This window comes from Fusobacterium perfoetens, assembly GCF_021531475.1.
Lineage (GTDB): Bacteria > Fusobacteriota > Fusobacteriia > Fusobacteriales > Fusobacteriaceae > Fusobacterium_B.
Genome location: NZ_JADYTX010000054.1, coordinates 1 through 9,837, shown reverse-complemented (window position 1 = coordinate 9,837; position 9,837 = coordinate 1). Strand labels below are relative to the sequence as shown.

Below are 9,837 nucleotides of genomic sequence, written 5' to 3'. Positions count from 1 at the left end.
ATAACAGTATATTACATAAAAATTAAAATAGCTTAATAATTAAAAAATTATTATATAAATATTATACGAGGAGAGAAAAATGAAAAATAATATAGTGCTTTATATGAAAGAAATTCTAAAATTATTTTTAATATTAGAATTTAAAATTTTTAGCATTTTTCCTTTAAAAGACAAAAAGATAGTATTTTGTGAAGGGACAAATTCAAAATTTTCAGGAAATTGTAGAAATATTTATGAATATTTAAAAGAAAAAAAATATTCTTTTTATTTAGTGGAACTACAAAAAAAACAGAATTATAATTTTATAAAAAATTATAATTTTTATAACTTAAAAGGAATTTATCATTTAGCAACAGCAAAATATTGGTTTGCTGATTCAGGATTTCTATCCTTTCTCCCTAAAAGAAATGAACAAAAAAATATTCAATTATGGCATGGAGCTGGAGCATTCAAAAAATTTGGTTTTGCTGAATTAAGAGATAAAAATATCAAATATAATAAAAACAAATTTAAATCAATAGATTTATTAAGTGTTTCTAGTGATAAAATAATTGACATCTATGCTGAAGCTTTTGGTATTGAAAGAGAAAAAATTAAAAATTTAGGAATACCTAGAGCAGATATTTTCTTTAAAGAAAATGAAAAATTAAGAGTCAAAGAAGAGTTTTTTAATAAATATACAAATTTAAAAGATAAGAAAATAATAATGTATGCTCCTACTTTTAGAGATAACGATAAAGGTAATTTTAATCTTAAATTAGACATTAATTTAATGAAAGAAAAACTTGAAAAATTAGATTATGTTTTACTTTTAAGACTTCATCCAAGTATAAAAAAAGACAATATACAAGTAGATAATAAATTTTCTTTTAATTTTGGAGATTATCCTCAAGTATCCGATTTATTAATAGCATCAGATATTTTGATTAGTGATTATTCATCAATAATATTTGAATTTTCAATTATGAAAAAACCAATATTGTTTTATTCGTATGATGTAGAAGAATACATTAAAGATAGAGGATTTTATTATAATTATTATGATTTTATTCCTAACAAAATAAACTATACAACAGATGAAGTAGTTAATTCAATTATAAATAAAGAATGGGATTTGGAAAGAATAGAAAAATTTGCTAGATATTTCTTTAATCCTTTTGATGGAAATTCAACAGAAAGAGTTTTAAAAGAAGTAGGACTATGGGAGGAAGAAAAATGATATTTGGAGCAATCTTAGCTGGTGGTATCGGTTCAAGAATGAATATTGCTGATATGCCAAAACAATTTTTATTATTGGGAGATAAACCAATAATTATTCATACACTACAAAAAATGTTACTTTGTCAAAAATTTGATTATGTATATATAGGAACTCATAAAGATTGGATTTTATACATGGAAGATTTAATCAATAAATATATACTAGATGAAGATAATAAGAAAAGAATAGTTTTAGTTTCAGGTGGAAAAGATAGAAACGATACTATTATGAATATAGTTAGCGATATTGAAAATAAATTTGGAGAAAATGAAAATAATATAATAGTTACTCATGATGCTGTAAGACCTTTTATAACATCAAGAATATTAAATGAGAATATAGAGTTTGCAGAAAAATATGGTGCTTGTGATACTGTAGTTCCAGCAATTGATACTATAGTTGTTTCAAACAATAAAGAGATTATCTCTGAAATTCCTAATAGAGAATTTATGTATCAAGGACAAACTCCACAAAGTTTTAAAATTTCTATATTAAAAAAATTATACAACGAACTTTCAGAAGATGAAAAGAAAATTTTAACAGATGCTTGTAAAATCTGTGTTGTAAAAAATTATCCTGTCTACTTGGTAAAAGGAGAAATTTCTAATCTTAAAATAACTACTCCAAGTGATTATAAAATAGCTCAAGCTATGATAGGAGGAAACTTAATTGATTAATTATGTTTATCAGTTAGTTAGTCCAAGAGTAATCTCAATAAAATATGAAAATATAGATTTTAATGATAATGTAATTGTAAAACCCTTATATATGGCAATATGTCATGCCGATCAAAGATATTATACAGGAAATAGAGATAAAAAAGTATTAAGAAAAAAACTTCCTATGGCTCTTATACATGAATGTTGTGGAGAGGTTGTTTTTGATAAATCTAAAAAATTTAAAAAAGGACAAAAAGTTGTTTTAATTCCTAATGTTCCTGGAAAATATAATGATGAAATTTATGAAAACTATGGAGAAGGAGCCAAATTTTTATCAAGTGGTTATGATGGATTTATGAGGGAATATATTAATATTTCACAAGATAGATTAGTTCCATTTGAAAATATTTCTTTAGAAGTAGCAGCTATAACAGAGTTTATAAGTGTTGGTACTCATGCTTTAGAAAGATTCAAAAAAATTTCTCATTCAAATAAAGAAAAAATAGGAATTTGGGGAGATGGAAGTTTAGCTTTTATAGTTTCAAATATTTTAAAAAAAGAATTTCCTAATTCAAAAATAATAGTTTTTGGAAAAAATCCTGAAAAACTTTCTTTATTTTCTTTTGTAGATGAAACTATTTTGGTTGATGATATTCCTGAAGATTATAAAATAGATCACGCTTTTGAATGTGCTGGTGGAGAAGGTAGCAGTTATGCAATAGATGATATTATAAAGCATATAAAACCTCAAGGATCTGTTATGCTTATGGGAGTAAGTGAAAATAGAATCCCAATAAATACAAGAGATATACTTGAAAAAGGATTAACTTTTGTTGGTTGTAGCCGTTCAGGGTATAAAGATTTTGAAAAAGCTGTAGAGCTTATGAAAGATAAAAAATTTCAAATGAGATTAAAAATGATAATTCAAGAACAAGAAGAAGTAAAAACAATAGAAGATATACATAAAGTATTTAGGAAAGATTTAAATAATCCATTTAAAACAGTATTTAAGTGGAATTTATAGGTGGAGAAGTGAAAAATATAGGATTTTTTAAAATTGATATAACAACAATTAGTGGCGGAGAAAGAGTAGCAACTAATTTATTAAATGAGCTTATAAAAAGAGACCAAACAAATAAATATTATTATATTAGTCTAAATAAGACAAATAAAAAACCATTTTTTAAACTTGATAATAAAATTTTTATAAAATACTTAAATAAAAATAATATTAGAATGAGATATTATTTTTTTGTAGCCACTTTTAAATTAGTAAAATTTTTAAAAAAAGAGAAAATAAGTATTTTAATAGGAATTGGAATGGGAACTCCTTTAATTAGTTCTATTTGCAAATTTTTTATAAAAGATTTAAAAATAATTTCTTGTGAGCATTCTAATCTAAACAATGAAATAAATAATGATAAATTCCAAAAACTAAATCAATATATGGCTTCAAAATTTTCAGATAAAATTATTACTTTAACAAAGAAAGATAAGATTAATTATATAAAGAAATTTAATATGTCTGAAAATAAAATAGATTTTATCTATAATTTTATAGATGATAGTTTACTAAATTTAAAAAATGAATATAATATTAATAGTAAAAAAATAATAACAGTTGGAAGATTTGATAAGGTAAAAGGTTATGACAGATTGGTAAAAATTGCTGAAAAAGTTTTAGAAAAAAATAAAGATTGGGAATGGAATATTTACGGAGATGGAGATGAATTTGAAAATATAAAATCTTTAATCAAAGAAAATAATTTAGAAAATCAACTAATACTTAAAGGAAAATCTGATAATATCTATGAAATATATAAAGAATATAGCTTTTATGTAATGACTTCTTATTATGAGGGATTACCTATGGTTTTATTAGAAGCAAAAGCAAATTCTTTACCACTTATAAGCTTTGACATAGAAACAGGTCCATCAGAAATTATTAGACACAATATAGATGGATATTTAATTGAAAATGGAAATTTAAACCAAATGATAGAGAAAATAAATTATTTGATTGAAAACCAAAATATTAGAAAAAACTTTTCAAGTAAAAGTAAGGAAAACTTAGAAAAATTTGAAAAAAATAAAATAATAAGTCAATGGATAAGTATAATTCAAAAATTAGGGGATAAAAATGAAAAATAAAATAAAAATTATAAATTTAATAAAAATCAATTTTATTTTAATATGTTTGCTTTTTATAGAATTTTTTTATCTATATAATAATGAAAACTCATATAATTTATTTTTTAGAAAGTTTTTAGATTTTCAGTTCTTGTCTATTTTAGGTTTTTCTTTATTATGTGGAACTATTTTAATTTCTTTTTTTCAACCGTATAATATATTCTTAGGAACTTTCTTTATTTTTTTGGGTGGAAGATTTCTTCTTGATTTATTTAACTTAAGAGATGTTATGTCAATGGATAGATTTATTAATTTTTCTTTAAAAGGAATAGAACAAATAGAATTATTTAAAGTTATTATTTTCGCTATTCTTTTTATTAATTTAGGTTTTCTTGTAGGAAACTTTTTGTGCAGCAGAACTATGAAAATAAAAGAATATAAAATTTCAAATATAGATTTTGTATTAAGAAAGATTTATATTGTCTTTTTTGAAATATTTTTCTTCTTGAGTTCGTATAAAAAAATTATTCTATATAATTTTATAGAAAAAAAAGGATACTTAGCTCTTTATAGAGAAAAAATTACTTATCCTTTTTTTACTAAAGGAAGTGGTACTTTTTCTGAAATAAGTTATATCCTTTTTTTATTGACTAAACCTTCAAAAAAAATTTTTTTAATAATATCTTTTCAGTATTTATTTATTGGATTTTTAGAAGCTCTATCTGGTAGTAGAGGAAGATTTATAATTAGAATTTTAGTTGTTATAACTTATTATTTTACTGAATATGAGAAGAAGATTAATTATTTATTAATTAGTGGGATTACAATGTTTGTTATTACTTTCTCTCAATATATAAATCAATTTAGAAGTGGTTTAAGTTTTAATTTAAACAAATTATTTTTTTCCTTTTTTAATCAACAAGGAGTAAGTATAAATGTTTTAGGAACAATTATAAAATTTAAAAACGAATTAAAAGATGTTATACAATTTAGTATACTAAGCTTTACTACTGAAGAAGGTAATACAATTTTAAATGGACAAAGTGGAGTTTTATCTCATAGTTTAAGTTATTTTTTATCTCCTCAAAGATATTTAAATGGAGAAGGAATAGGAGGTAGTTTTTTAGGGGAAGTTATTGCTTTAGATTCAAAAATAATATTTATTATTTTAATGTTTATGTTAGGTTTTATTATTGGAATTTTATTTTTAAATAGAAAAAAAAGTGAATTGAATATGGGGGGTTATTTAATAATTTTGCCACATATTTATTATATGAGTAGAGATTCTTATTTTCCAAACATTAAATATTTATCTTTCTATTTTTTATTTATAATAATTCATTATTTAATACACAAGAAATTGGAGAATAAATTTGAAAAAAGAAGTTTTAATTAATTTTATATTAACAGTTTTGTCTAATGCTGTTTTATTTATTCAAAATAGATATTTTGTACAATATATGGGACTAGAAACTTTAGGTATAATGAAGCTTTTTACTCAACTTTTAGCATACCTTAATATTATAGAAATGGGTCTTGGAAGTGCTTCTGCTTTTGCTCTTTATAAGCCTTTAGCAGAAAAAGATTATAAAAATATAAGTATTGTAATTAACACGATCGATAATATTTATAATAAAATAGCTGTTTTACTAATAATATTGGGAGCTTTATGTATTCCTATAATACCATTTTTTACGAAAGTATCAAATTTTTCTAATGAAATTTATTTCTATTGGGTTTTATATGTTTTGAATACAGTTTCAACTTATTTATTTATAAAATATGTTATTTTATTTACAGCTAACCAAGAATTTTTATATGTTAGAAGTGTGCAATCAATTTCAAAGTCTTTATTTCAACTATTACAGATAATTTGTATTATAAAATATCATTCTTTTTTTATTTACATTATTTTATTAATTTTGGACAATTTAGTTCAATGGGTATTCTTTAGATTTCATTATAAGAAAAAATATTCATTTATAATAAAAACAAAAGAAAAATTTAACGGAATAAAAAATGATATTAAAAATTTATTTTGGCATAAAATAGGAGGACTAGTAGTTTTTAATACTGATTTAATTCTTATATCGAAATTTACTTCCTTAGAAATAGTTGGGATTTATGCTAGTTATCAAATGATAGTTCAAACTCTAAAAACTATAATAGATATTTTAACAAATGTTCTTTCTCCAAAGATAGGAAATTTTATAGCTAAGCACAATAAAATAGAAATTTATGAAAGTTTAAAAAAATTTAATATTTTTTACTGTTTTATTGCAACTGTTTTCACATATTGTATGTATGTTTTGATTAATAGTTTTGTTAATCTTTGGTTAGTTGAAACAATACTTTTAAGTAATTTTACTATAGAGTTGATTTGCTTTAATCTTTGGGTTAATTTATTTAGAGGAATTTTAGATAAATTTAAAGAAGGAGCGGGTTTTTTTGATGATATAAAATCCCCTATTTTAGAAAGTGTGATAAATTTAGTTGTATCAATTATACTTGGATTAAAATTGGGACTAGATGGAGTAATAATTGGAACTATTGTTTCAAACATCACAGTTATACTAATTTATAAACCTATTTTAGTGTTTGAAAGATGTTTTAATAAAGACTGGAAAGAATATATTAAAGTTTATGGGAATTATTTAATTCTTGTGATTATTTCTTTAATAAGTCTTAATTTTATAACAAAACCGTTTATTCAAGAAAATATTACTTCTTGGTTATCTTGGATAGTCTATGCTGTAAAAATATCAAGTATTTCTTTAATAGCTATAACTTTAATTTTCTTATTAAATAAGAATTTTAGAAATTTATTAAAAGAAAATATTAAAATAAAGAAAGAACATAATAAAAAAGTTAATTAAAAATTTATTCTTCTGAATATCTCTAATGTAATATAGAATAATTATTTTTATTAAAAAAATAGAATACAATAAATAGGGAGGTGAAAATAACAATGGAAGATAAATGGGAGTTTTATCGTGATACCAAAGGAGAGTGGCGTTGGAGAAGAACTGCACCTAATGGAAGGATTGTTGGCTCTTCTTCTCAAGGGTATTCTAATAAAGTAGATTGTATCGCAAATGCAAAAAGAAATGGCTATCAAAAATAATTAAAGTTGTTTAATAATGCGAACAAAGAGAGGTCAGAAAATTTTGACCTCTTTTTTATCTTAAAATAAAGAACTTGACTTCTTTAATGAAATAAAGTATAACTATAACATCAATTAATATTAAGATAAATTTTTATAAATAAGAATAGTAAAATTAAAAATATTAAGGAGAAATATGAAAGAAATAAGTTTGGAAATTTTAAAAAAAAATCTTTATTTGGATGAAGAGCAAGAAAAGTATAATTTAGAATACACTAAATATAGAAAAGAAAATCCAGATCTTTCAAAAGAAATTTTATTGAAAGGAAATAGAAAAGATATTTTATCTGAATTTTTTAATCAAGGAAATATAAATGGGCATATAATCCCATATCCTCATGGAAAGGTTATCAGATATGGAATGAAAAATTATTATTTTAGAGGTGAAAATGCTCTATATAAAAAAAGTAATTCTTCTCTTAATAGAGTGTTGAATCAAAATAATTGTGATAATATTGAGTTAGAAAAATTTAAAAGTTCTTTAAAAGTTATACACTTTTCTAAAGAATTAGATAAATTAAAGCAGGTACAAGAGTGGTCTATTTTTGGAGATGTATTTGGATATGCAATTGCTCAACACTATGGACTTGCTACTAATTTAATAGATATAACAGATAGGCTTGCTGTAGCATTATTTTTTGCAACATGTATTTACGATAAAAAATCAGAAAAATATAGACCTTTATGTGAGGAAGATATAAAGAAAGAACCTTATGGATATCTATATATAAAAAAAAATATTGACTTTTTGGAATTAGATAAACTAAAAATTTATCCAATAGGATATCAACCTTTTACACGTTGTTACAAGCAAAAAGGATATTTTATAGTTGATCCTTTAGATAAAAATTATGATATTCAAAATGAAGGGTTTGAAAAACTTAAATTTAAACATTCTGTTGAATTTTCAAAAGAAATTTTTTCAAAATTTAAAAGTGGTGACGAATTATTTAATTATGATAATTCCAAAATAATAAAAAATTTACTAAAAAGAATAGACAATTCAAAAGAATTTTCCATTAAAGATTTTAAAGAAGCTTTTGAAAACTACAAAGAAGGTTTATCTGGAAATTTATCTGAAGAAGAAATAAAAAATCTTTTATTTGAAAATAAAATTAACTTAGTGGATGAAAAAAATTTTCTTTCAAAAGATGAAATAGAAAATTTAGATAAAAAATGGAATTTAGAGAATTTATTAAAAGAAGAAGAACTATTTGTTGGGAGTTCAAAAATTATTTTCAGATAAAGTTAAGATAAAAAGTAATATTTAAAAAATTTAAGCTTAGAATAGATGCTCTCAATATTTTGGGAGCTTTTATTTTACTCTTTTATTAACCTCTCAGAATATTTTTTATTTCCTAAAATAATAATTTTAAAAATATTCCTTTTATGTATATTTTTTATTTTAAGGTAAAATAATATATAATTACTTTTTAAAAAAGGGAAAAAATTATGGGAAGAAGCTCCAATTTCAAAAATTACAAAGTAATTTTAAGTGGGCAATTTTCAATTTCTAACACTAAATCTCAAAAAAAATTTTTACTTTTTATGAAAAAAAGGTATAATTATTATACAAAGATATGGGTGTCTCGCTACCGTAAAGGCGAATGATAATTATAGAAAGGGTAAGTTTATAACTTGCCTTTTTATTTTACTTTGACAAACTAGCAAATAAATTATACAATGTATTCAAGAGATAATAAAATAAAGTTAACTACAAATAAATTAAAAAAAGTCAAAAATAATTTTATATTATAATATAAAAAGGTTGGTGAGAAAATGAAAGATTTAAAAAATGCAGAAAATTTATATGAGTATATTTTAAAATTATCAACTTACGATATAAATAAAATGGTAGAAAATGCCAAATCTGATGATGAAAAGAAACTTTATTTAAAATTAGAAGAATGGAAAACTCAATTACTTCAACAAAAATTAATAACAAAAGGAGTATTTTAATGCCAAATTATGTGATTTTTGCAGGAGTGAATGGAGCTGGAAAATCAACTCTTTATAATACAATTACACCAACGTTAGATTTAGGAGTTAGAATAAATACTGATGAAATTGTAAGAAATATAGGAGATTGGAGAAGTAACCAAGACCAGGTAAGAGCAGGAAAAATGGCTTTAAAACTTCGTAAAGAATGTGTTGAAAAAAATATATCTTTTAACCAAGAAACAACTCTTACTGGAAAAAATATTATAAAAGCTATAAAAGAAATTAAGGAGAAAGGATATACAATTCATCTTTATTATGTTGGAGTTGATTCTCCTGAAATAGCAAAACAAAGGGTTAAAAATAGGGTTAAAAGAGGGGGACACGATATTCCTGAAGATGTAATTGAAAAGAGATATATAGAAACTTTGAAGAATTTAGAGGCTATCTTGCCCTTAGTAGATTATGCAAAGATTTATGATAATTCAGGAATATATAAATTATGTTATACTAAATTTGGTTCTGAATATATAAAAGTATGTGAAGAAGTTCCTGAATGGTTAAAGCAAATATTAAAATAAATATTTATAATAATTAGGAGATAAAATGTTAGAAAGAGTAAAATTTTTTTCAATAAATGATTTATCAATAAATTATTATATAAAAATAGTAAATACATATATATC

Annotated in this window: 10 protein-coding genes; all 10 read left to right on the top strand. The window is 22.3% G+C overall.

Features of this window, described 5'->3' with window-relative positions; genetic code table 11:
• Positions 1–79: 79 nt before the first annotated feature.
• The gene (locus I6E15_RS09605; RefSeq protein WP_235247561.1) at positions 80–1,219 is read left to right on the top strand and encodes a CDP-glycerol glycerophosphotransferase family protein; all 1,140 of its coding nucleotides are present in this window, start codon (positions 80–82) and stop codon (positions 1,217–1,219) included.
• Positions 1,216–1,938 carry a 2-C-methyl-D-erythritol 4-phosphate cytidylyltransferase gene (locus I6E15_RS09600; RefSeq protein WP_235247560.1) on the top strand — a complete coding sequence of 241 codons (723 nt, stop codon included), beginning with the start codon at positions 1,216–1,218 and terminating at the stop codon, positions 1,936–1,938. Before I6E15_RS09605 ends, I6E15_RS09600 begins: the two co-directional genes overlap by 4 nt.
• Positions 1,931–2,944: an alcohol dehydrogenase catalytic domain-containing protein gene (locus I6E15_RS09595; protein ID WP_235247559.1), complete on the top strand. Its 1,014-nt coding sequence runs from the start codon at positions 1,931–1,933 to the stop codon at positions 2,942–2,944. The genes I6E15_RS09600 and I6E15_RS09595 overlap by 8 nt, the downstream gene beginning before the upstream one ends.
• An 8-nt stretch (positions 2,945–2,952) precedes the next feature.
• Entirely contained in the window at positions 2,953–4,071 is a 1,119-nt protein-coding gene (locus tag I6E15_RS09590; protein ID WP_235247558.1) for a glycosyltransferase family 4 protein, read from the top strand.
• A complete protein-coding gene (wzy, locus tag I6E15_RS09585) occupies positions 4,061–5,446 on the top strand; it encodes an O-antigen polysaccharide polymerase Wzy (RefSeq protein ID WP_235247557.1) in 1,386 nt (461 codons plus the stop codon). Before I6E15_RS09590 ends, wzy begins: the two co-directional genes overlap by 11 nt.
• Positions 5,424–6,926, top strand: a complete 1,503-nt coding sequence (locus I6E15_RS09580; RefSeq protein WP_235247556.1) for a lipopolysaccharide biosynthesis protein — start codon at positions 5,424–5,426, stop codon at positions 6,924–6,926. The genes wzy and I6E15_RS09580 overlap by 23 nt, the downstream gene beginning before the upstream one ends.
• Positions 6,927–7,018: 92 nt before the next feature.
• Positions 7,019–7,174 (top strand): YegP family protein, encoded by a 156-nt coding sequence (locus I6E15_RS09575; RefSeq protein WP_235247555.1) that lies wholly within the window; start codon positions 7,019–7,021, stop codon positions 7,172–7,174.
• 175 nt (positions 7,175–7,349) lie between these two features.
• Positions 7,350–8,459, top strand: a complete 1,110-nt coding sequence (locus tag I6E15_RS09570) for an FRG domain-containing protein (protein WP_235247554.1) — start codon at positions 7,350–7,352, stop codon at positions 8,457–8,459.
• Between the two features lie 533 nt (positions 8,460–8,992).
• Complete coding sequence (locus I6E15_RS09565; RefSeq protein ID WP_235247553.1) at positions 8,993–9,172, top strand: GNAT family acetyltransferase; 180 nt, start codon at positions 8,993–8,995, stop codon at positions 9,170–9,172.
• A complete protein-coding gene (locus I6E15_RS09560) occupies positions 9,172–9,732 on the top strand; it encodes a zeta toxin family protein (protein ID WP_235247552.1) in 561 nt (186 codons plus the stop codon). The genes I6E15_RS09565 and I6E15_RS09560 overlap by 1 nt, the downstream gene beginning before the upstream one ends.
• The last annotated feature ends 105 nt before the right edge of the window (positions 9,733–9,837 follow it).